General features: G+C 50.2%; 16 protein-coding genes. 11 read left to right on the forward strand and 5 right to left on the reverse strand.

Features of this window, described 5'->3' with window-relative positions:
* Positions 1-12 precede the first annotated feature (12 nt).
* The 4 genes from DWW90_RS00665 to DWW90_RS00680 all read right to left on the reverse strand — a co-directional run bounded on the left by DWW90_RS00665 (position 13) and on the right by DWW90_RS00680 (position 7,554).
* Entirely contained in the window at positions 13-1,635 is a 1,623-nt protein-coding gene (locus DWW90_RS00665) for a DUF6493 family protein (RefSeq protein WP_233547617.1), read from the reverse strand.
* Positions 1,636-1,802: 167 nt separating this feature from the next.
* The gene (locus DWW90_RS00670) at positions 1,803-2,294 is read right to left on the reverse strand and encodes a Dps family protein (protein ID WP_122343613.1); all 492 of its coding nucleotides are present in this window, start codon (positions 2,292-2,294) and stop codon (positions 1,803-1,805) included.
* 127 nt (positions 2,295-2,421) lie between these two features.
* Positions 2,422-4,398: a glycoside hydrolase family 127 protein gene (locus tag DWW90_RS00675; protein WP_122343614.1), complete on the reverse strand. Its 1,977-nt coding sequence runs from the start codon at positions 4,396-4,398 to the stop codon at positions 2,422-2,424.
* A 705-nt stretch (positions 4,399-5,103) separates the two neighbouring features.
* Positions 5,104-7,554: a glycoside hydrolase family 127 protein gene (locus tag DWW90_RS00680; RefSeq protein ID WP_122343615.1), complete on the reverse strand. Its 2,451-nt coding sequence runs from the start codon at positions 7,552-7,554 to the stop codon at positions 5,104-5,106.
* 142 nt (positions 7,555-7,696) lie between these two features.
* On the opposite strand from DWW90_RS00680, the gene DWW90_RS00685 reads away from it, so the two are divergent.
* The 7 genes from DWW90_RS00685 (at position 7,697) to DWW90_RS00720 (ending at position 18,855) form a co-directional block, all read left to right on the forward strand.
* The gene (locus DWW90_RS00685; protein WP_122343616.1) at positions 7,697-8,623 is read left to right on the forward strand and encodes a hydrogen peroxide-inducible genes activator; all 927 of its coding nucleotides are present in this window, start codon (positions 7,697-7,699) and stop codon (positions 8,621-8,623) included.
* 372 nt (positions 8,624-8,995) lie between these two features.
* Complete coding sequence (locus DWW90_RS00690; protein WP_122331948.1) at positions 8,996-9,841, forward strand: prephenate dehydratase; 846 nt, start codon at positions 8,996-8,998, stop codon at positions 9,839-9,841.
* The gene (locus tag DWW90_RS00695; protein WP_122343617.1) at positions 9,816-10,997 is read left to right on the forward strand and encodes a pyridoxal phosphate-dependent aminotransferase; all 1,182 of its coding nucleotides are present in this window, start codon (positions 9,816-9,818) and stop codon (positions 10,995-10,997) included. The genes DWW90_RS00690 and DWW90_RS00695 overlap by 26 nt, the downstream gene beginning before the upstream one ends.
* A 43-nt stretch (positions 10,998-11,040) precedes the next feature.
* Positions 11,041-12,108: a bifunctional 3-deoxy-7-phosphoheptulonate synthase/chorismate mutase type II gene (locus tag DWW90_RS00700; RefSeq protein ID WP_199659153.1), complete on the forward strand. Its 1,068-nt coding sequence runs from the start codon at positions 11,041-11,043 to the stop codon at positions 12,106-12,108.
* A gap of 111 nt (positions 12,109-12,219) precedes the next feature.
* Entirely contained in the window at positions 12,220-12,993 is a 774-nt protein-coding gene (locus DWW90_RS00705) for a prephenate dehydrogenase/arogenate dehydrogenase family protein (protein ID WP_115501395.1), read from the forward strand.
* 504 nt (positions 12,994-13,497) lie between these two features.
* On the forward strand, positions 13,498-14,268 hold the full coding sequence (locus tag DWW90_RS00710; protein WP_122343618.1) for a DUF4469 domain-containing protein: 771 nt from the start codon (positions 13,498-13,500) through the stop codon (positions 14,266-14,268).
* Between the two features lie 453 nt (positions 14,269-14,721).
* Positions 14,722-18,855, forward strand: coding sequence for a GLUG motif-containing protein (locus DWW90_RS00720; RefSeq protein ID WP_147382385.1), 4,134 nt, complete (start codon positions 14,722-14,724; stop codon positions 18,853-18,855).
* A gap of 296 nt (positions 18,856-19,151) precedes the next feature.
* On the opposite strand, the gene DWW90_RS00725 is transcribed toward DWW90_RS00720, so the two are convergent.
* Positions 19,152-20,105 (reverse strand): NAD-dependent epimerase/dehydratase family protein, encoded by a 954-nt coding sequence (locus DWW90_RS00725; protein WP_122343621.1) that lies wholly within the window; start codon positions 20,103-20,105, stop codon positions 19,152-19,154.
* 179 nt (positions 20,106-20,284) lie between these two features.
* Here DWW90_RS00725 and kbl point away from each other — a divergent pair, with 179 nt between their 5' ends.
* From kbl to DWW90_RS00745, 4 genes are all read left to right on the forward strand, one after another.
* Positions 20,285-21,475 (forward strand): glycine C-acetyltransferase, encoded by a 1,191-nt coding sequence (gene kbl / locus DWW90_RS00730; RefSeq protein WP_122333555.1) that lies wholly within the window; start codon positions 20,285-20,287, stop codon positions 21,473-21,475.
* A 150-nt stretch (positions 21,476-21,625) separates the two neighbouring features.
* A complete protein-coding gene (locus tag DWW90_RS00735) occupies positions 21,626-22,471 on the forward strand; it encodes a histidinol-phosphatase (RefSeq protein WP_122343622.1) in 846 nt (281 codons plus the stop codon).
* A gap of 104 nt (positions 22,472-22,575) precedes the next feature.
* Positions 22,576-23,262, forward strand: coding sequence for a response regulator transcription factor (locus DWW90_RS00740; RefSeq protein ID WP_115500794.1), 687 nt, complete (start codon positions 22,576-22,578; stop codon positions 23,260-23,262).
* A 15-nt stretch (positions 23,263-23,277) separates the two neighbouring features.
* The gene (locus tag DWW90_RS00745; RefSeq protein ID WP_122343623.1) at positions 23,278-25,047 is read left to right on the forward strand and encodes an ATP-binding protein; all 1,770 of its coding nucleotides are present in this window, start codon (positions 23,278-23,280) and stop codon (positions 25,045-25,047) included.
* Positions 25,048-25,053: the final 6 nt, after the last annotated feature.

Here is a 25,053-nt window from a genome sequence, read left to right on the forward strand (position 1 = left end):
AGAAATACGCCTTTACAGTATTTTCTCTATAATTTCCTGCAACTTGCTGTTTTCTCCCCATTTCCGAAGTAAGGAGAGCAAAGAGGCATCCATCACTTTTGACTGGTTGACAGCAAGAACTTCGGTGAAAGCTTCCAACAATCGTTTCAAGTCTTTCACCGGAGTTTCAGGCAAACCGGACAGAAAAGAGACCAACAGCAATTCCAATTCGTGGTTATGCCGGGGCGAGATATTCATCATGTCTTCAGTCACCAAGCCTGCAAACCGTTGTATAGGCGACCATTCATGCGATTGGATCTCACCCAGGATCTGTCCGACGGCAAAACTGTCCATCTTCCCTTTCTTCACAAATTCCGCCCATAGCTCGGCCGCATTCGTACGGACCGTCTTATTGACACTCAACAGGCAGATCGCCAGGTAAGTCTTCGCCATCTTCCCCCACCGGAAATCCAACTCACGCAACGTATCGAGCGTCACCAAGTTAAGCTGGCTCAGTTCCGTGTCATTCCAGTAAGCATCCCGCACACGGTCACGCACTAACAGGGCCAGCAAGACCTGCGGAGCATTCGGGGATAGCAACAATATCCGCTTCCAGTCCTTTTCGCGCAAAGACATTTTCCAAAACGTTTCGACCAATAGCGGGATACGCGAGCAAGGACGATACGTCACATACAGCGCATAACCGCCAAAACGTCTTTGTATCTGGACATTCTTGTCCGGCGGAGGAAGCAATTGAAGGATACGGTCCACCTTCCCGAAAGGCTTCTCAAAGACAAACACATCACAGGGAATATCGCCTGTTAGATAAGCGCGATTGACGGCGGAATAAGGGAAACCGGCAAATTCTTCATAAACGGTTTCCGGGCTTTTCACCAAACCCGCAGTCATCCACAAAGCCTGTTGTGTAAAGCGTCCCTTCGGGCGGGCTTTCGGATCGAACAGGAAAAGAAGCAATTCGCGATATTCGCCTGTCAACTCTTTATCCGCCAGCCGGAGCGCATCTTTCGTCCGGTCCAGTGCCACACGGGACAAGGCGATCTGAAAATCCAGATTATCCGGTTTGGCTTTCGCATTCTGATACTCCAGCAGGCGGGATACGAGGACTACCGGATCAATCCATGCCGGTCGGTGCGTAGGCGTGGACAACAGCGGTAAAGTATTCTTTTCCCTGATTTGTTTTGTGATACGCTTGGCAAGTTCCCAATAGGGTTTATAATCCCGGTAGGACTGCTGTGCTTTTTTACTTTTTATGCCACTGTCCACCTGCAGATTATTCACATAGAACTCATAAAACTCCGGCGTGCAGCCTTCATATTCCTGGAATAGCACTCCGGCATAATCGATTAGAAAAGAAGCAAGAAGAACATCCAGGTCTCCCACTCCTTCCACCTGATCTTTCATAATCAGCCGGGCCTGCTCGAAAGCAGGTATCATACGGGTGGCATCCTTCGGTTTCACAGACGGATGTATCCGGACCAAAGAGGCTATCACCAAATCGAGATGAAAACTCTCGTTCTCCTCTATCGGTTGGCTTATCAAAGAAATCAAGCCCTTCAGATTGGCTACCTCCGGTATCCGCATCTCTTCACGTATAAGAGGCATCGTAGAGTTTAATTGTTTTTTCTGTATACCCATAGAACAATATGTTTATCTGTGTACAAATATATAACAGTCAATATTATATCAAATATAAACATAAAAAACGAACTATTGTTCTACAGACCGTATTTATCGCAAAAAAGGCGCCTCTCACGAGGTGCCTTTTCCAAACGCAACGAATAATTTATTAACTACTTACACACTTATGATTTCTTGCAATCGCAAGAAGAATATGCTACCAACATCCAGACCAGCTTTTCCTGTTCTTTCAGGTAATCGCTCATCAGCGCTACTGTTGCCTCGTCGCCCGATTCGGATGCCAAGGAGAGCAACTTGCGTTCTTCGGCGATGAACTGGCCGTAGGTGTTCAGGATATTTTCCAGTGCTTCGTCGGCACAGGATACGCCTGATACTTCCTTCACTTTGGCGACTTTCAGGTATTCGCTGAACTTGTTGACAGGCACGCCGCCCAACATCAGGATGCGTTCTGCCAGTTCGTCGACCTTTTCGGCAGCATCGTTATACATATCTTCGAATTTACTGTGGAGAACAAAGAAACCGTGTCCCTTGATGTTCCAGTGGAAACCGCGAAGGTTTGTATAGAATACCTGATAATCGGCTAATAACTGTTGTAATGCTTCCACTACTTTACCTGCTGCAACTGCGTCCAAATGGATATAATCTAATGTCTTCATAATGCTTTACTTTTTAATTGTTATACTTTTTGTTTTTCTTGTACTGCAAAGATACATCAGATATAAGTTGCTGTCAAACAGATAATTTCTATACCATATAGATAAAATCTATACAAACCATCTCAACTTACTCTCCCGGTACGGAAGTACGGACGGCGTTCACTTCTTGGGGCAACCAGACCGCCATCTCGCCTTTCCCGCGATGCGCCCAGGCATAATACGGGATCAAAGTCAGCGTCACGTCTTTAACAGTCAGGCGGCCACTTGCATCATAGTTCAGCGCCTGTGCTGAAGTCTTGATCTCATTAATTCCATGCAGCAGATCCGGCTTGCGTTCAAACGTAAACTCGGGCTTACGGTTCACCAATACGCCCAGGACGCTGAAATCATTGTCCGGCCATTCGGCACAGTAGACGACCGGCCCACGCTCTACGGCTACACGCCCCCGGTCGGCTTCCACTTTCGCGTTAGCCTTGACCGTACGCGGTTCCATATCGAAATGCACCTCTACCACATCCCCCTTTTTCCACTGGCGTGAAACAGAGAAATATCCCTTTTCCAATCCGCTCTCTACCGCTTCGCCATTTACTTTAATGGAATAGCCCAACTGCTTACCGTCGGAGAACGTATACAGGTCACTCGGCACCACTTCGCCTCTCACCCAACCCGGGATGCGGATTTTCAACGTAAAGTCTTGCTTCCCTTTAGGGGTTACATTCAGGCGGATATCGCCGTTCCAGGGGTATTCGGTGCTCTGAGCCAATTGCAGGCTCTTTCCGTTCACCTTCAGGTCGGACGTGTTGCTCATAAAAAGATTGACATAGACATCCTTGTCATGCACCGCATAGACATATCCCGGCAAAGAGGGAATAAAACGGCAGATATTAGACGGGCAGCAGGCACAGCCGAACCAGGGCTGGCGCTGATGCTGGCCGGTCGACTCCAACGGATTCGGATAGAAGAAACCACCACCATCTAAGGAGACACCCGAAATCAAACCATTATATAAGGTACGCTCGAGAACATCATAATATTTGGATTCTCCGTGAAGCAGGAACAGGCGGTAGTTCCAATATACATTCCCTATTGCGGCACAAGTCTCGCAATAGGCGGTCAGGTTCGGCAATTCGTAGTTTTTCCCGAAAGCCTCCCCTTCATTGGTTGCCCCGATACCGCCTGTGAGATAAAGTTTCTTCGCCGCTACATTTTCCCAGATGCGGTCGATAGCATGGACATATCCCGTATCGCCTGTCAGGGCAGCCACATCTGCCATACCGGAATACATATAGGCTGCACGCACGGCATGACCGACGGCTTCATCCTGTTCCAACACCGGCTTATGCGCCTGGCTGTAAGCATCTTTACGGGCCGTATGGCCACGCTTGTCAAGAAAGAATTTGGCAAGGTCGAGGTATTTCTGCTGTCCTGTTGCTAAATAAAGTTTACAAAGTGCCATCTCGGCAATCTGATGACCGGGCACCAAAACGAGCTGTCCGGGTTTGTCGCCTATCGCCTTCTCCACACAATCGGCATATTTAATCGCTATATCCAGAAAATTCCTTTTTCCGGTTGCCTGGTAATGTGCTACAGCCCCTTCCACCATATGTCCAAGATTGTAAAACTCATGGCTCAGTTCTTCCACTTTTTCCCATCGCCGGCTACCCGCCCATTCATGCGGATGCTGCGGGTTCATGGTGCGGGCCGTATATAAATAGCCGTCCGGTTCCTGCGCGGCAGCCACAATGGTCAGTACGCTGTCGATATATTTATCCAGTTTCTTATCCGGATAGGTCTGCATGGAATAGCTCGCCCCTTCGATCGTCTTATAGACATCCGTATCATCGAACGAGAACCCTTCAACCTTATAATCGCTGTTAGGATGGGCCGCTTTCACGAAGTTTTCATAACGCCCCGTTTCTTCGCATTTACTGAATGCAAGCGGGATAGTCACCTCACGGCTGGCCTTCAGTCTTTGTCCCCAGAAACTATCGGTCACTTTTACGGATGTGAAAGGAACAGGCGTTATCGGGTAGCCGCCGTCATGCGTTTGTGCACTGCCTGCCAAACTTATGCCGGCAAGTGCAACTAATAAGATTTGCTTCATTATATATAAGAATTAAGTTACGCGATCTTTAAAGTGTAAAATTACACACTTAATCAAAAAAAGCAATTCAACACCTGTATGTTATTGAACAGCATTGTTTCAAAATTGGTAAGTTTTGAATCTCCTGCAAACCTAATGAATTACAATAACCCCCTTTTTTACCGTTTTTCTATTTCGTCCGAAATTCTGATCGATTTTGGATTGACTCTTTTCACGGTTTAAACTCCCCTTCCTGACAATAGGAAAAACGAGGTGCGCAGTCCGTTCCGAAAAACGTGCAATTTGATTGCCGAAAGACGGAAACGCCGACAATGTGATAAAGCTTAACTCCCGGAGAATCGATTATTTGAAAATAAAACGGACGGCGTCCCAAATATCGCAAGGAAATTCAGGGGCTTTTTTGCCATGAAAACGGTCCTCTTTTCAATTAGGACGGTCATAATCGCCATTACGACCGTCCTAATCTTCGCGAGCTGCCGAGTGCACTACACATTAGCACGGTCGTAATGGCAAAGAGGACGGTCGTAATTGTTGAAAACGCTCAAAAAATCGGAAAAAGCCCCTTTTTGAGGTCAAAAAAGTGGATTAACATTTGTTTTATTTTGAATGTCTTTTGGAACTGAAAAATGCGTTTTATACAATAAGCCCCTCCGGATAGTTGAAAGTTAAGAGTTGAAAATTGAAAGTTTGGAGGGATCGCATTTCTTAATTTACTTTCCATTCAATCACTCCACCCGACTCGCCTTTCTGAAGTTGGATAACCAGTTTCAGACCGGTAGTCTCAACCGGGGTAAAGTCTACGGAATTATAGCAATCCTTTTTACAGCCGTATTCTCCCCGGGCTTCTACATCTTTCCAGGTATTTCCCTTCCGATACTGCACTTTCCAGCTTGCCGGGACACGGAAGTTGCCGTCATAATGGTCGAAGTCAAGCCAGTAGACCTGCACATTCCGCACAGTCTCCGGTTTATCGAATACATATTCGATCGATTCTTCCGTACCTTCTTTCAACCAGAAATACCAGTAAGACTTCGACATATCGTCCGAACTTTTCGGATCCCACTGGTCATTGACGCCGTAACACCATTCACGGCGTTCATGGGCTATACCGTCTTTCTGAATCGGGGCACTGACAACGGTATATGATTTCGCACGTGAAGCGATGTTAGGTTCCGGTGTCGGTCTGGCATATCCGGCCGAAGCTGGAATCCAGACAGCCATTTCAGCATTCCCACGATTATTCCAGGTTGAATAAGGAATCATTTTTATAGGAACATCCTTTTCCGAAACAGTGCCGTTCGCTTCGTCACGCTCCATTTCCTTAGCGGTTGTGCTCAATTCCACTATGCCGTTCAATTTGTCTTTCTCATATTGGAATGTGAAAGCGGCATTTTCAGGAAGATACTTATTGAACACATGGTGGTCGGGCATATCGACCCCTTCCAGGCAATACACCACCGGTCCGCGTTCTACGGACAGCAGGCCTTCGTCGGCACGGACCTTTTCATGCGCCTTTACCCGGCGGACCTCCATCGGCATACGAAGTTCGACGACATCACCCGGCTTCCACTGTCGCTCGATCACCACATATCCATGATGAGCTTTCTCTTTCAGCGGCTTTCCATTTACGAAGACGGCACAAGGTTTTCTATCTCTTTTTACAAACGTATAGAGGTCACTGCCGGGAACCGGTTCATCGCCAGTCCAGGCCGGAATGCGGAGTTTCAGGTTAAAAGAGAGAGGCTTTTGTAGCGAGACGGTCAGCTTGACTGTACCGTCCCAGGGATATTCCGTATCCTGGACCAGGGCTACCGTATCACCTGCCAAAGCTATCCGGCTCCGGTTACCCGCATACAAATTCACATAGAGGTTGTTGCCCTGAGTGGCATACATATATTTGGGAATAGAAGCCATAAAGCGGGTGACATTACCCGGACAGCAGGCACACCCGAACCAGGGCGCCCGTTCGTGCTGCCCCATCGATTCGAGCGGATTGTCATAGAAAAACTTGTCGCCGCTCAAGGAAACGCCCGATATCACACCGTTATACAAGGCGCGTTCCAATACATCTATATACTTGGCATCCCCTGTTGCCAGGAACATGCGCTGGTTCCAATATACATTCGCAATGGAGGCACACGTCTCGCAATAGGCGCTATGGTTATGCAGTTCATATTCAGGTCCGAACCCTTCCCCTTGTGCACGCGAGCCAATTCCTCCCGTTATGTAGAGTTTTTTAGTAGCCATATTATCCCATATCCGGCAAATAGCATTGAAATAGGCCGTATCTTTTGTGAGGGCCGCCACATCCGCCACTCCAGAATACAGGTAGCCGGCACGGACGGCATGCCCGACAATCTCCTCCTGTTGCAGGATCGGTTTATGGTCCTGGCTGTAAGCATTCAACCGGTGTCCGTCTGTACCGCGCCCGGTTTCCTCCACGAAATATTTAGCCATATCCAGATATTTCTGCTCATCGGTCACCTTATACAATTTGGCAAGCCCCATCTCTATAATCGGATGGCCGGAAGGCACATGTTTCTGCCCCTCGCCCGGACCAAAATCCTTGCAAACCAAATCGGCATTCTTCAAGGCGATATCGAGCAGACTGCGCTTACCGGTAGCCTGGTAATGTGCGACGGCCGCCTCATACAGGTGACCGCTGTTATAGAGTTCGTGACTGTTCAGCTTTTCCCAGCGCTTCGATCCCCACCAGCGGTTCAGTCGCTCGCATTTGTTCGTCACACACGTAGTCAGGTAGCCGTCCGGCTCCTGGGCTGCCCCGATCAGCGTAATAACACTGTCCAGATAAGCATCTAATTTCGGGTCATATTTAACGGCAAGCGAATAGGAAGCTCCTTCTATAATCTTATAAGGATCGGTATCGTCGAACGGGAAATCGCCTTTATGCTCCCCTTTGATCAGACCGCCCGCTAACGCGAAGTTATCGAAACGTCCGTTTATTTCACATTGCCTGAAAGCGGAGGGGATGGAAACAGTCCGGTTCACTTCGATGCGGGGCGCCCAAAAATGGTCCGTCACGTGTACTTCGGTAAAAGGGACTTCGACGATAGCCTCGTCCGAATGATATGAAGTGGAATGGCAAGCGCCCAAAGCAACTGCGACACCGATGGCTAACACAAACTTTTTCTGCATATATATTATTATTAAGGTGTATATATTAGTTGACATACAAAGAAAGTACATTTTCAACATTTATAAAAACATCACATTCCATTATTTTTTTCTACCTTCGTAGAAATTATATCGACAAAAACAATAACAACAAATAAAGCGTATGAATATACAACAACTCGAATACATTCTGGCCGTAGATACTTACCGTCATTTTGCCAAGGCAGCAGAGCACTGCCGCGTAACCCAACCGACATTAAGCATGATGATACAGAAACTGGAAGACGAGCTGGGAGTCAAGCTGTTCGACCGCAACATCCAGCCGGTCTGTCCTACCCCAGCCGGCCGCAAAGTAATCGACCAGGCACGTGTCGTCCTTTATCAGACATCATTGATCAAAGATATTGTAAACGAAGAAGAGCAGTCCCTGAAAGGCACATTCCGCCTTGCCGTGCTGCCGACCATCGCCCCCTACCTGCTTCCCCGTTTCTTCCAGCAGATATCGGAGAAGCATCCCGACCTGGATATCCGTATTCTGGAGATGCAGACTGCTCCGACCATGAGGGCTTTGCTCAACGGGGAGATAGATGCGGCTATTATTGCCAATACGCCGACAGAGATGCAACTTCAGGGAGATATTTTATACTATGAGCAATTCTATGCTTATGTCGCCCGCAATGAAAGCGTCTTTAAGAAAGACATGGTCCGCTCCGCCGACATCAGCGACGAACGCCTCTGGCTGCTGGATGAAGGGCATTGTTTCCGCGACCAGCTGATGCGCTTCTGCCAGATGGAAAAGGTGAAACTCCGCCAGGCAGCTTACCGCCTGGGAAGCCTGGAAACCTTTATGCGCATGGTGGAAAGCGGCAACGGCATTACATTCATCCCGGAATTAGCGACCTATCAGTTAAGCGACCAGCAAAAGGAACTGCTGCGCCCGTTCGCAATCCCCCGTCCGGCCCGCGAAATCGTCTGGGTAACCCGCAAAGACTTTATCCGTCACACAATTGCCGGCATCCTGATCGAAAGCATCAAGAAATGCATTCCGAAAGAGATGCGTACCCTGCAAGCAGGGCTAAGAGTTGTTTGACACTCATTACGTTATTTGCGTAACGTTAATTACGCAATAAGTGTCTATCTGGCTAAGAAGGCAGCCCTGACGGAATAAATATTTCGGATGCAGCGAAAAAAAATATCACTTTTCGCTTGTAGTTTCCAAAAAAGCGTTACTTTTGCTGCGTATTTAAAAACAAAGAGACAAAATGAATCGATTTAGCTTTACATATTACTTTTATTACTTTTACTTTAGCAGAGTGAAGGCAGGAGTTTGTATGTAGAGCGTTGATGAAAGAATATATGTATCAATGGAACAATATAAAGTCCTGCCGGTTTCGGTGGGACTTTTTTTTTGGTCCATACAACAGCAAAGATTCAACAGATGAAATTATAAAACAGAAAGAAGATGAAAAAGAAAGTAGCAATCCAGGGAATAGCCGGTTCGTATCACGATATAGCCGCCCGTAATTACTTTGAAGGTGAAGAAATAGACATTATCGGTTGTAATACATTCAGAGAAGTTATTTCAACCATTAAGAAAGACCCTTCCGTTCTGGGAATGATGGCGATCGAAAATACGATTGCAGGTAGCCTGCTGCAGAACCATGAACTGATTCGCGAAAGCGGCTTGCAGATTATCGGCGAATACAAACTGCGTATCTCCCATTCACTGGTTGCACTTCCGGGAACCAACATCCACGACATCAAAGAGGTCAACTCGCACCCGATCGCCCTGATGCAATGTACCGACTTCCTCGACACGCTGCCCAATGCGAAAGTGGTCGAGAAGGAAGACACCGCCATGAGCGCCCGGTGGATTTCGGAAAACCAACTGAAAGGGCACGCCGCCATCTGCGGGAAACTGGCCGCCCAGATCTACAACATGGAAGTCCTTGCCGAAGGGATCGAGACAAACAAGCGAAACTTCACCCGCTTCCTGGCAATAGCCGACCGATGGACGGCAGACGAGATGCTTAAAGGTGAAGACAGAAACAAAGCATCCGTCGTTTTCGCCCTCCCCCACACTGCCGGCAGCCTCTCCAAAGTTCTTTCCGTCCTCTCTTTCTACGACATGAATCTCTCTAAAATACAATCCTTGCCGATCATTGGCCGCGAATGGGAATATCTGTTTTATATCAATCTGACCTTTACGGATTACCTGCGTTACAAACAGGCATTGGATGCTATCAGACCGTTGACAAAAGACTTAAAAATATTAGGCGAATATGCAGAAGGAAAACAAAGTGTGTAAAACCGTTACACCCGCTAACCGTGTAGGTAGCGTACAAGAATACTACTTTTCCAGGAAACTGAAAGAAGTAGCCGAAATGAATGCCGCAGGCAAGAACGTCATCAACCTCGGTGTAGGCAGTCCCGACCTCCCTCCTTCGGAACGGGCAATCGAGACTTTGTGTGAACATGCCCATCAGCCGAACGAACACGGCTACCAGCCGTATGTCGGCATTCCGGAACTGCGCAAAGCGTTCGCCGACTGGTATCAGAAATGGTACAACGTCAGCCTCGACGCGAAGACAGAAATACAGCCGCTGATCGGCTCCAAAGAAGGAATCCTGCACATCTCGCTGGCCTTCCTGAACCCCGGCGACGGCGTGCTGGTCCCCAATCCGGGCTATCCGACCTACAGTTCGGTTAGCAAGTTAGTGGAAGCAAATCTCATCCCCTACGAGCTGAAAGAAGAGTTAGGCTGGCAGCCTGACTTTGAGGAATTAGAGAAGCTGGACCTGTCGAACGTCAAGCTGATGTGGACCAACTACCCGAACATGCCGACAGGCGCCAACGCCAGCATGGAACTGTATGAAAAGCTGGTCGCCTTCGGAAAGAAGCACTGCATCATCATCTGCAACGACAACCCGTACAGCTTCATCCTGAACGAGCATCCGTTGAGCATCCTCGCCGTCCCGGGAGCCAAAGACATCTGTATCGAGATGAACTCCATGAGCAAGGCGCACAACATGCCGGGCTGGCGTATGGCGATGCTCGCCTCCAACGCCCAGTTCGTGCAGTGGATACTGAAGGTGAAGAGCAACATCGACTCCGGACAGTTCAAGCCCATGCAGCACGCAGCCGTCGAAGCCCTCGCCGCCCCGAAAGAATGGTACGACAACATGAACAAGGTCTACCGCAGCCGCCGCGACCTCGCCGGACAGATCATGCACACATTAGGATGTGAATACGACGAGAAGCAAGTCGGCATGTTCCTCTGGGGTAAAATACCCGCCGATGCAAAGGGCAGCGAAGCGATAGCCGACAAGGTGCTCTACGAGGCGAATGTATTCCTCACCCCGGGATTCATCTTCGGCAGCCAGGGCGAACGCTACATCCGCATCTCGCTCTGCTGCAAAAACGAGACGCTGAAAGAGGCGCTCGAGAGAATAAAGAACTTATAAGTATTGGCACATTGGCATATTGACAAATTAAATCATTATTCATATGGAAATGCAATTAGAATCGATCATGTTACCCGGTATAGACCCGCAACGTCCTGTCGTAATAGCCGGTCCGTGTAGTGCGGAAACAGAAGAACAAGTAATGGAAACCGCCAAAGGCATTGCCGACAAAGGCATCAAGCTGTTCCGCGCAGGCATCTGGAAACCCCGTACCAAACCGGGTGGATTCGAAGGAATCGGTGCAGAAGGCCTGCAATGGCTGAAACGCGTAAAGAAGGAAACCGGCATGTACGTCTCGACCGAAGTGGCCACGAAAGACCACGTCTTCGAAGCCCTGAAAGCCGGCATCGACGTCCTGTGGATCGGCGCCCGTACAACTGTCAACCCGTTCGCCGTACAGGAAATTGCCGACGCCCTGAAAGGCGTGGATGTCCCTGTCCTGATCAAGAACCCGGTCAACCCCGACCTCGAACTGTGGATCGGCGCTTTCCAACGCCTCTACGGAGCAGGCATCCGTCGCTTAGGTGCCATCCACCGCGGTTTCAGCTCATACGATAAGAAGATGTACCGCAACCTGCCGCTCTGGCATATCCCTATCGAGCTGCGCCGCCGCATGCCGGAACTGCCGATCTTCTGCGACCCGAGCCATATCGGCGGGAAGCGCGAACTGGTCGCCCCGCTCTGCCAGCAGGCGATGGACCTGAGCTTCGACGGCCTCATCATCGAATCGCACTGCAACCCGGACTGTGCATGGAGCGACGCTTCGCAGCAGATCACACCGGACGTGCTGGATTACGTGCTGAACCTCCTCGTCATCCGCGACTCCAACCAGACAACCGAGAACCTCGCCGAACTGCGCCGCCAGATCGACGGCATCGACGAACAGCTGCTCGAACTGCTTGCCAAACGTATGCGCATCTCCCGTGAAATCGGGGTGTATAAGAAGGAGCACAACATGCCCATCCTGCAATCTCCCCGCTACAGCGAAATCCTCGAAAAGCGCTCCAACATGGGCGAACAGATGGACCTGAACCCGGACTTTGTCAAGGAGATGCTGAAAGAGATACACGAAGAGTCTGTCCGCCAGCAGATGATTATAATGAATGAATGAATAATAATGTGCCAATTTGCCAATATGCCAATGTGGCGCGTTGCTAAATGTAGCGATTCTTATATTTCCATTGGCACATTGGCATATTAGCACATTAAATAATTATTAATAATGAAGATACTGATATTAGGTGCCGGAAAGATGGGTTCTTTCTTCACCGACTTGCTGAGCTTTGAACATGAGGTGGCTGTATTGGAGAGCGATCCGAAGCGGATGCGTTTCATCTATAACGCCCTGCGCCTCCAGAAACCGGAGGAAGTGGCCGATTTCAACCCCGAACTGGTGATTAACTGCGTCACGTTGAGCTATACGATCGAGGCGTTCAAGAGCATCATGCCCTACCTCCAACCCTATTGTATCATCTCGGACATCGCATCCGTCAAGACCTACCTGAAAGAGTTCTACGAGACCTGCGGCTTCCCGTACGTCTCCACCCACCCGATGTTCGGCCCGACGTTTGCCAACCTCGGACAGCTGGAGAAGGAGAACACGATCATCATCTCCGAAGGCGACCACTTGGGAAAAATCTTCTTCAAAGATGTTTACGCCAGCCTCCGCCTGCACATCTGCGAATACACGTTCGAGGAGCACGACAAGGTCGTCGCCTACTCGCTCGGCATCCCGTTCGCCTCTACGATGGTCTTTGCCGCCACGATGAAGCACCAGGACGCCCCGGGTACGACCTTCAAGCGACACATGAAGATCGCGCGCGGCCTGCTCTCGGAAGACGATTACCTCTTGACGGAAATCCTCTTCAACCCCCGCACGCCGAAACAGATCGCCCGCATCCAGGAGGAACTGAACATCCTGCAAGATATCATCAAAGACAAAGATTCGGCCGGGATGAAGGAATATTTGACGAAAATCCGGCAGAATATAGAGTAAATACCCCTTTTTCCTGCATTTGTCCCACGAATTGTCCCACGGGTTTTTATGGCAGTTCGGGTAGTTAGTGATACTTTTGCCCCCGTCGGGTGAAACAAATACCTGCCCGATTGTTGGTAAACCTGAGACCTTTCGTTATCTTTGCCCCGCGAGCACAGCGGAAGACTTGCAAGCCCGGAGAGCCGGTGCTTCTTCCGCAACCCTCGGTACATATTGATTTCGGAAAGCGTTTTAAGATATCATCTCTTACCAATCGAACTTCGCACATTTGATTCTTACTGGAGAGATGGTAGCAACAAACGCTCACGTGCATTGTTTATATTGGCGGCCGTCTGCCCATGGCCGTACGTATAGGATAATGGCGTGAGTGCTGTTGCTTATCTTCAGTAAAGGTAATGCGAAGACCTGATTGGTAAGATAAGCGTAAACGGCATCTCACGCTTTTTTTGTGTCTGTACGTACGGTCCCGGAGTTTCTAATATTAACGATAAATCAAAAAGTATCATGAGCACAATCAATGCAATCGCTCATCTGAATGAGCTGACAAAAGAAATCGAGAACGACTATTATCTCACCGCGCAAGTCACGGCAACCCTCGGCGTGGACGACATCGTCACCCGCATAGCCGCCCGCGAGATCGCGACGAAGAATGTCGACGGCGCCGCGTTCATCAAGACCTTCCTCGACGAATGCGCCCGGGCAGCCGCCGAAGGCAACAACATCGTGACCCCCTTCTTCCGCAGCTCCATCGGCATCCAGGGCAGCGTCCTGGCCAACGACCTGGGGCATAACATCCCCGCCGACCGTCTCAAAGTGTCCGTCAACCTCACCCAGGGCGACGGTGCGCGCCGCGCCATCGAGAGCTGCGTCATCCACGCCTTCGAACAGTCGGGCGCCACAGGCCCCGTCATCCAGTCGGTCACAGACCCGACGGAGAACAAGCCCAACCACCTCAACCCCGGCGGCATGGCCCTTATCAGCGGTATGCGCCTTGCCGTGAAGGGGGACGATGCGAGTGTCGGCATTCTCTTTACGAGCGAAAAAGAACCTGCCACAACTGTCTTTGTAGCCCCCAAGAGCTTGTCGCCCAACTCGCCGACTAAGCTACAGTTTGTTCTTCCGGCGGCGGTGACGGAGGGGAAGTGGTATGTTAGGGTGACGACACAGAGTAGCAGCAATACCACTCAAATATTAAAGACTCCCCGCTCGTACGACTATCCTGAAATCATTAAGGTAGGCGACGTCCCCGGCTACGAACGCCCCGGCGAACTCTGATATTACCACATCGCAGACCCCGATGTTATAACATCGTAGAGCCAGATGTGGTAACATAGTAGACCCAGATGTGGTAACATCGCAGCCTACGATATGGTAAAGTCAGGGTTGGTGAAGCGGTAAGGTTAGATACTGTGAACATGTAGTGTAAGAACTCCCTCCCCCGCTATCGCGGGTACTCCCTCTATAAACAGAGGGAGAGCTTGAGAATGTTAAACACGCTATTCTTGCATATACATATTAATAGTAACTAATTATTAACTGTTACATTCCTAAACTCTCCCCCTGTTTATAGAGGGAGTACCCGCCGCAGGCGGGGGAGGGAGTGTAAACACAAATCTATAAACTTTTAATTATTAACTGTCACATTCCCAAGCTCTCCCTCTATTCATAGAGGGAGTACCCGCCCCTGGCGGGGGAGGGAGTGTAAACACAAATCAATAAAACAACATCATGAAAACAACCCCTCTCCCCCTCATCCTCCTCCTCTCCCTCCTCCTCCTTGCCCCAACCGCCAAGGCGGAAGGCGAGGTTAATAACACCAATTGGCAAGACGAAAACGTTCTTGCCAATGTCTCCGTCGGTACCGACGGGACGTCCACAGACGTCCAGGTAACCCTCCCCAACACCAATGACGCCACCCGCACCGACACCCTCTACACCGTCAAGACCGCCCTCGGCCTCGCCTGGATCGCAAACATCACGAACAACAAAGACTCCGTCTACCAGGCAAACGACCCAGGCTACAAGAAACTCTACCCCCACCAGAAAGGCTTTAAGAACTGCACCGTCAAGCTGGGCAATAATGACATTGACCTCACCGATCATTACTGGACGCCGATAGGAAATGATATATACCCTTTCTACGGAACCTTCGACGGCAACTACAAGGTGGTAAAGAAGCTGAAGATAGAGATAAAGATAGAGAATGAGACACTCTATAATATGTCTATATATGCCGGCCTGTTCGGTTACCTGCAGGGCGACGTCCACGACTTGGGAATCCAAGTCGCTGAGGCAGGGATAAAGGTAAAAGATCAGTATGTTTATGCCGGCGCCTTAGCCGGTCATAATGAAGGCGCCATACAGAATTGCTTTGCCATAGGAAATAATAGCGCCACCATAGATGCGAAGGCAGACCCTGGATATCTCGGCGGCCTTATAGGCAGGAACAATGGAAGCATCACGAACTGCTATGCGACCCTCAACGTAAAAGGAACTGTTGCCAACAGCTACACCCTTGCTTATGCCGGTGGCCTTGTCGGGCACAATCAAGGTAACATCAGCCATGTATATGCAACAGGAAAGATAGACGCAACCGGACAAGGTTATCCCTATATGGGCGGTGTGGTTGGTACAACCACCGGAGGTACCCTCTCCCACGCCCTCGCCGTAAACAAGGATAACATAACCTCTGCAAACGGAGGTTCCTTAGGCCGTGTTTGCGGAAATGTATATATTTCTGATGCCCTTTGCGACACCACCACCTGCTACGCCTCCACCAAAATACGGATGAACGGCAAGGTGACAGGCGTCGGTGGTAGCTCAATCGGCAAGTACTTCGACGGCATCAACGCCGATACCGACACCGACCTCGACGAACTCTTCCCGACAGAAGGCGCCGACGCAGTTTGGGAATACCCCACCAGCAACGGCACCCCCGACAACCTCCCCATCCTCAAAGGCTTCACCAGCGACTTGCAAGGCACGACCGCAAAGACCGACGTCTTCGACAGCCCATTGGACCTTTCGACCCTCACGGCCAACAGCGGCACAAGCCCAACCCCTACAAACGAAACCCAGACCTACACCGCCGACTCCCTCATCTTCTCCAACACCGAAGGGTGGATACACAAGCATGGGACAGATGATACAAATAAAGCCGCCTTTAGCGGCCGCGTAAAAGGCAAGGGCACGAACGTAGAGCTTGCCATTAAGACAGACACGGCGGCGGTGCTTAGCTTTCTCGACAAGACGGAGTTGACTGGACCTTCTGTTTCCAGCGCATCTGCTATCAAGATTTGTGAAAGCCAGACCGAAGGGAAGGCGACCTACGTCACCTTGCGCTCCGAAGGGGTGGTGACGGTGAAGGCCGGTGGTAGCAGTAAACCATATGCGTATAGCCAGGAATCCGGCGAATGCCACGTCGACCCGAAGAACCGCTTCCTATTCTATGGAGTCATCAATAAGAGTAACGGTTACTTGTATAGCTTGATATATTGGGTGTGGGGCTCTGCCCCAACCGCCGACATCACCGTCAATTGGGACGGAGGAGGCGTCACAATACCGTACGACAACAGCAAATCGTATAAGACGTTCTTCACCAACCCCGGCGGCAACAACATAACCGTAAGGGTCGGCAAGGACTTTCAGAAAGGAGAGCCGGCTTCAAGCACAGACCCTGTCAGCACCTTCAACTTCTCGGAAACGAGAGTAATCACCACATATTACAATATGCAAAGCGCCGGCGCCAAAGGCACAGCCGACAACCCCTATGTCATCGACCTCGCCACCCTGTCCACCTCCGCAACTGCCGATGGCTATACCTACACCGACGCCGACAACCGGAAGATCGTCACGCTCAATTACACAGGCAGTAATGACAGTGTTTATTACAGCATAGAGAATAAGGCCGCCAACGACGCCCACATCCTCCTGACCTCTGCCGACGGCCTCACGAAGGCCCTCTGCCTGAAAGCCCGCTCCGGCAGCTTCGTCGACAGCCTGCAAGTCCCCGCCTCCGCAGACTGGACGCTGAAGGGCGACACCCTCAAAGCCTCCTACGTCGAAGTCAGCGGTGGGCTAAAGCTGGACGGGCCGGTGACGGTGGAGAATACGGTAATGACCGGAAACAATAATTACGTACTGAAAGTCTTAGCGGGCGGTTCGGTCACGGTTAACGACGTACTGAAAGCGTATGGGGCAGGAACAAGTTCTATCGCTATCGACATTGAGAACGAAGGCATCTTAACGATTGGCGGGGAAGGTAAGGTTTATACATACAGATGGATTTATGCAGACAACAGTAATAAACTTTCGATTAACAAAGGCGGCATACTGCGGTGTGCAGGACATATTACCGGAAATGAGTTTAGTTTTCCCGTTATTCAATGGGACTTTACCAACAAACCTAAAACGGAACTGGTAGCCGAACATGGAAACGAAGAAATCCGGTTTACCCGTGAGATGTTCGGCCAGTATCTCGACGAGACCAGCTCTTTTACCGCCAACGTAACGGCGGATGCCAAATATACGCTTTACCAAGTAACAGAGGGCGAAAATGTTAAACTGATAGGAGCTACTGATAAAAAAAGTGATATAACTGATGAAGGAGGTGAAATAGTAGATGCCTTCTCAACTACTGCCGGTCCAAAGACTTCCTATCTGATGGTAGGAAAGCCGATACCACAGATAGTAGACGAGAAGAGCATTACCTTTACAACATCCGGGGAATATACGGATAGCAATGGAACTACTCATGAGTTTAACGGTATCCTGGAAAAGACCACAGTGCCGTTGCTTAAGATAGAAACAACGGTTTTCGAAATGGCAATAAAGAACGTCAATGTGGATAGCCTGGTGATAAAGAAAGGTGCTACTTTGTATTTGAACGGGGAGAATAAGCTCGACTCCATTGCTGTTGCTGAAAATGGATCATTGATACTCTACGGAACAAGCAGCACAGAAGGACTTACCTGCTCGAAGGGAGTCGTAAATAGAGGAATGTTCCAAGATTTATCCGGCCTGATTCGTTCCGTCACGATACCATTAGCCAATGATAAGGTCGTCGACTTTAGCCTGGACACACCCTCCGATGTGGAAGTAGCGCGGGGAGGTCAGACGGAACTGAAGCCGTCGGGTAAAATTCCGGACGAGGCCACTTATGCCTGGTCTGAATGGAAGGATAATAATTGGGTTGAGCTGAACGGCGGCCAAGACTACCAAAAGTCAAGCTATACCCTTGGTGCCGGCAAATACCGGTGTTATGTAAAGGTGACACTAAGCAACGCCTCGCTTAAAGCCACGGCCCCCACTGTCACAACCCTATTAACCAGCTTCTTCACCGTCACCGAGAAGTCCACGCCTCCGACCCCTCCCGTGGTCATCCCGACCTACTACACCGTCACCCTGCCCGCCGTGGAAGGCGCGACCTTTAGCCGTGCAACCGGCGAGACGATAGTGGAAGAGGGCACGAACTTCGCGTTCTCGATCGCCCTCGATGCCGACTACGACCAGTCCGTTCCGGTCGTCACCACCAGCCGGGGCGAGACGATAGAGCCGCGTGCCGGCGACGGCCGATATGTGGTGCGCGACATCCAGGAAGATGTCGTCATCACCGTCACCGGCATCCGCCGCAACGACGATCCGACCGCCAATGCCGCCGTCACGCCCGACGCCGTCCGCCTGTGGACCGCCTCCGGACAGCTGCACATCAGCACGCCCGTAGCCGCCGACCTGCGCATCTACGCCTTCGACGGCAGCCTCCTCCGCTCCCTCCGCCTCTCTGCTGGCGAGACGACGATGGAGGCACCCGCCGGGCCTTGCATTGTGGTTGTTGGCGACCGCCGGTTTAAGGTGGCGAGGTGAATGAGGGCTTGCCTCGCCCTTTGCCGCAGGCTCTCTTTTGCCGTTCGTTTCAACGAACGGATTGATAAACACCCGGCTTTGCCGGATTCCTCTGCGGGTTTGAACCCCTTTAATAAGGAACCGTCTCTATTTTAAGGGGGTTCAAACCCACAGCGGAAGAGGCTCTGCCTCCAATCTTTTAAACCGTCCGTTGAAACGGACGCAAAAGAGAACCTGCGGGGCAGGGATATGAAAAGCCCTGTAATAGTGACACTAAGAGTGTCGCCATTACAGGGCTTTACTTATGGGAGGAGAAGTTACTTGCTGAAACGTTCTTTCAGTTTAGCTAACATATCCTTCGTCATGGAGTCGAGGTCGTATTCCGGCTTCCAGCCCCATTCCTGGCGGGCACAAGTGTCGTCCAGGGAGTTCGGCCATGATTCGGCGATAGCCTGGCGCAACGGGTCTACGTCGTATTCCATCTGGAACTCCGGCATATACTTCTTGATGTTGTTGAAGATGATTTCCGGGTCGAAGCTCATGGAGGCGATGTTGAAGGAGTTGCGGTGAACGAAGTTCGTAGAGTCGGCTTCCATAATCTCGATAGCGGCGCGCAGGCCGTCCGGCATGTACATCATATCCATAAATGTACCCTGCTTGATCGGGCATACGAACTTTTCGCCTTTAGCGGCCGAGTAGTAGATATCGACTGCATAGTCTGTCGTACCGCCGCCCGGAGGTGTCACGTATGAAATCAGGCCGGGGAAGCGTACGGAACGCGTGTCGACACCGAAACGGATATTGTAGTAGTCGCTCAACAGCTCGCCGGAGACTTTCGTCACGCCGTACATGGTACGTGGGTTGCGGATCGTGTCCTGCGGAGTTTTGTCCTTCGGCGTGTTATTGCCGAATACACCGATCGAACTCGGGGTAAACACTGCACAATGCATTTCGCGGGCTACTTCCAATACATTAAACAAACCGCCCATACCGATCTTCCAGGCAAGCTGCGGTTTCGCTTCTGCTACGGCAGACAGGAGGGCTGCCAGGTTATAAATCGTATCTACCTTGTATTTGGACACTGTCTCGGCAATCTGCTGCTCGTTCGTAATGTCCACGATTGCAGAAGGCCCTGATTCCAGCAATTCGCCTTTCGGTTCCTGTCCGGGGATATAACCTGCTACAATGTTACCACCGTAGATACTTCTCAACTTCATGGTCAGTTCCGATCCGATCTGGCCGGTAGAACCAATAACTAATACATTCTTCATTGCGTTTGATGTTCTTTTAAGTTTTTTTCCGAGGCAAAGGTATAGAGAATAAATGCATTCCTACACGAATTTCTTATGTTTTTTTAGTCTATATATTCAAAAAAAGTGTGACCTTTGCCTCTGCCTAATTGAATATCGACAATTGTCAATTAAAATAATACTAACAAAAAACAAACGTTATGTACGGTAAACTGAAAGATTTCCTGACACAGGAGCTGGCAAACATCAAAGCTGCCGGATTGTATAAGAACGAGCGTATCATCACTACTCCCCAACGGGCTGACATCAAGGTAAACGCAGGAAGCGACGTGTTGAACTTCTGCGCAAACAACTATTTAGGCCTGTCGGACAACCAACGTCTGATCAAAGCGGCTAAAGAGGCTATGGACACACACGGATACGGCATGTCGTCCGTCCGTTTCATCTGCGGTACACAGGATTTGCACAAACAGTTGGAGGCTGCTATCTCCGATTACTTCAAGACAGAAGATACGATTTTGTATGCTGCCTGCTTCGACGCTAACGGCGGGTTGTTCGAACCGTTGTTCACGGAAGAGGATGCCATCATCTCCGATGCATTGAACCATGCTTCCATTATCGACGGCGTACGTCTGTGCAAGGCTAAACGCTATCGCTATGCGAATGCCGACATGGCAGACCTGGAACGTTGCCTGCAGGAAGCCCAGGCACAGCGTCACCGCATCATCGCGACGGACGGTGTGTTCTCGATGGACGGTAATGTCGCTCCGATGGACAAAATTTGCGAACTGGCCGAGAAGTACGACGCATTAGTGATGGTCGACGAATCTCACTCTGCCGGTGTTGTCGGCCCGACGGGACACGGCGTTGCCGAACAGTTCAACTGCTACGGAAAGGTGGATATCTTCACCGGCACATTAGGTAAGGCATTCGGTGGCGCTATGGGCGGATTCACGACCGGAAAGAAAGAAATCATCGATATGTTGCGCCAGCGCTCACGTCCTTATCTGTTCTCCAACTCGGTTGCTCCGGCTATCGTCGGCGCCAGCCTGGAAATGTTCAAGATGTTGAAGGAGAGCGATGCTTTGCATACGAAACTGATGGGTAACGTCAGCTATTTCCGCGACAAGATGATGGCTGCCGGTTTCGACATCAAACCGACTCAATCGGCTATCTGCGCCGTTATGCTGTATGATGCCAAGCTGTCTCAGGACTTCGCTGCCCGTATGCAGGAAGAGGGTATCTATGTAACCGGCTTCTACTATCCGGTAGTACCGAAAGACCAGGCCCGTATCCGCGTACAGTTGTCCGCCGGCCACGAAAAAGAACATCTGGACAAGGCGATTGCCGCATTCATCAAAGTAGGAAAAGAACTGAAGGTTATCAAGTAAGTTTTCCCCTCTCAAAAGACAAAGGGCGAAGTCAGGAAACTGTCTTCGCCTTTTTCATTTAAAACGACTGCTCTTCTGAAGAAAAGAGCTATCTTTGCCCTATCACAAATAAACCTTCAACCTCCTATATAAAAACAGATAAATAAGATTATGCAACTCAGTAACTATCATAGTCATTGTACTTTTTGTGACGGGCGGAGCACGCCGGAGGACTTCGTTAAGTTTGCCGTTTCGCATGGATTCCGGGCCTACGGCTTTTCTTCCCATTCGCCGCTGCCGTTCGAGACGTTCTGGAATATGTCGAAGGACGATATGCCTGAATACCTGATGGAGATCGAACGGCTGAAAAAGAAGTATGGCGACCAACTGGAAATATATGTCGGGCTGGAAATCGACTTCTTAGATGAGACCTATAATGCCTCTATCCCCTATTTCCGGAACCTGCCGCTCGACTATCGCATCGGTTCCATTCATTTCCTGCCGGTAGCCCTTCCGCTCACGGAAGAGAATATGGTTTGCATAGACGGTTCTTTCAGGGATTACCGGAACTCGGTCGATACCTATTATGAAGGGGATATCCGCAAACTGGTCGCCCGCTATTTCGACTCCACGCTGAAGATGATCGAGGCCGGCGGGATCGACATTGTCGGACACATGGATAAAATCTATATGAACGGACAGAAATATGAAGCCTTCGACCTGGAGGCCGACTGGTACCAAAAGCCTTTGGATGACTGCCTACACCTGATTGCCGAGAAAGGGCTGATGGTCGAAGTCAACACCAAAAACCTGCAAAAGAAACAAGAGCTTTACCCGCATCACGATTACCTGCACCGCCTGTGCGAACTGGGTATCCCGGTGATGGTCAACTCCGACTGCCATTATCCGGATTTGGTGAACGACGGACGCGCCGAGGCATTCGAACTGCTGAAAAAGGCGGGATTCAAATCTACCCGTGAGCTTATCGCCGGGAAATGGGAGGATGTGGCAATTTGAGGCATTTGTAATAAGATTGTAACATGTATTTCATTCCTTCGAAATACCGAACTGCGTCCTTTGCAGAAATAAATTATATTTGTAATAAATAAGACACATCGGTTATGGATATGCAAAAGATTCTTGTGGTGGACGATGAAGAGGATTTGTGTGAGATCCTTAAGTTCAATCTCGAAATAGAAGGATATGAAGTAGACACCGCTTTCAGTGCCGAAGAAGCCCTGAAGATGGATATCCCTTCTTACCAATTGCTGCTGCTGGACGTCATGATGGGTGAAATATCCGGTTTCAAGATGGCCAGTATCCTGCAGAAAAACGAGAAGACGGCCGGCATCCCTATCATCTTCCTGACTGCCAAAGATACGGAAAACGATATGCTGACAGGCTTCAACTTAGGGGCAGACGACTACATCTCCAAGCCCTTCTCGATCCGCCAGGTCGTAGCCCGTGTGAAAGCAGTCCTGCGCCGCACGACCGATAAAGAGAAACCGCAGGAAAACGAGCGTCTCGAATACGAAACACTTTCGCTCGACATAAAGCGCATCAAGGCGACTGTCGACGGGCAGGAGGTGTCCCTCACCAAGAAGGAATTCGAAATACTAAGACTACTGTTGGAGAACAAAGGAAATGTATTCTCGCGCGAGGAAATCCTTTCCCGGATATGGAAAGACGAAGTTTACGTGCTCGACCGCACCATAGATGTAAACATCACCCGGTTGCGGAAGAAGATCGGGCCGTACGGAAAGAACATCGTCACCCGCCTCGGTTTCGGTTATTGTTTTGAAGGCTAATCAAAGAGTACGAAGATGGTTAAAATAGAATCGGGGACAAAGAACAGAATACCTTTCAGCCAACGGCTCTTCTGGTCGATATTCGCCATGTTCCTGGGATTTACGGCTTGTTTCCTGTTGTTCCAGTATCAACGGGAGCGGGAGTTTGCACAGGAGAAGTTGAATAATGTACTGGGGAATTATAACTACCAACTGTTTCGCCGCACGCAGCAGGCCGAAGACATTAATAAGGTAGTCCACCTGTTTATCAGCGAGATCCCGCAAAAAGACCTGCGCGTCACGATTATCAACCCCGACGGGAAAGTCCTGTTCGACAACAGCGGGGCAGAAGAGTTCAACAACCATAACGACCGCAGCGAAGTGCGCAAGGCACGCCTTTACAACGAAGGGTTTGCCATCCGCTCGTCCAACTCGACGGGAAAGCGCTATTTCTACACAGCCACGAATATAGGCGGATACATCTACCGCTCCGCCCTGCCCTGGGACCCGTACACACAACGCGTCCTGACGATCGACACGGATTTCATCTACTTCATGGCCCTGATGACGCTGATATTCTTTTTCGTCCTCTCCCGCTTCACGTTCAGTATCGGGCGGACGATCTCGAAGCTGCGTGATTTCGCCTTGAACGTGGAGAAAGACCGGATACCGGAAAACGAATATACATTCCCGAACGATGAGTTAGGGGATATTTCCAAGAATATCGTCAGCCTCTATCACCGCCAGCAGAAAGCCAAAAACGAGCTTTCAATGGAACGCGAGAAGCTGATCAAGCACTTCCAGTATGCCAAAGAAGGGTTTGCCATGTTCACGGCTGAAGGCAGGGAGATATTGTCCAACATCCTCTACGTGCAGTTCGCCAACGTGATCTCCGACATCCAGATACGGCAGTCGGAAGATGCGATCGACATACCGGAACTCGAACCGATCCACCTTTTCCTGAGCAAGAATATCCCCAATACGAACCGCAAGCGGAAAGTCTTGCGCGAATCGGTCACGATAGACAAGAACGGGAAGATTTTTCTGATCGAATGTATCCTGTTCCTCGACAACAGCTACGAGATATCCATCAACGACATCTCGCGCCAGGAGGAAGAGAGCCGGATGAAACGCCAGTTGACGCAGAACGTCGCGCACGAGCTGAAGACCCCCGTCAGCAGCATCCAGGGATATTTAGAAACCATCATCAACAACCCGACACTGCCGGACGAGAAGCGCCAGTTCTTCCTCGAACGCTGCTACTCGCAGAGCACGCGCCTGACGGGTCTGCTGCGTGACATATCCGTGCTGAACCGCCTGGACGAGGCCTCCGAAATGTTCGAGTTGTCGGATGTGAACATCCCGAAACTGATCGGCGAGATCGAGAAGGAATGCTCAAAAGAGATCGAGGAAAAGAAGATCACGACGGAAGCGATCCTGCCGGGCAACCCGACGATATACGGCAACTACTCGCTGCTCTATTCCATCTTCCGCAACCTCTACGACAACGCGATCGCATACGCCGGCGACGGCATCCACATCACGGTGAATTGTTACAAGGAAGATCCGAAGTTCTATTACTTCAGCTTCTCGGATAACGGCGTCGGCATCTCCGAAGAACATATCAACCGTATCTTCGAACGCTTCTACCGTGTCGACAAAGGCCGCAGCCGCAAGGTCGGCGGGACGGGATTGGGCCTCTCCATTGTCAAGAATGGCGTGAACTTCCACAAGGGACAAATCTCCGCTAAGAGCGGCCTGGGCAAAGGGATGACCTTCTTCTTCACCTTAAAGAAAAAGATCTGACCTCCC

It is taken from the genome of Parabacteroides sp. AF17-28, from assembly GCF_003479205.1.
Classification (GTDB): Bacteria; Bacteroidota; Bacteroidia; order Bacteroidales; family Tannerellaceae; genus Parabacteroides; species Parabacteroides acidifaciens.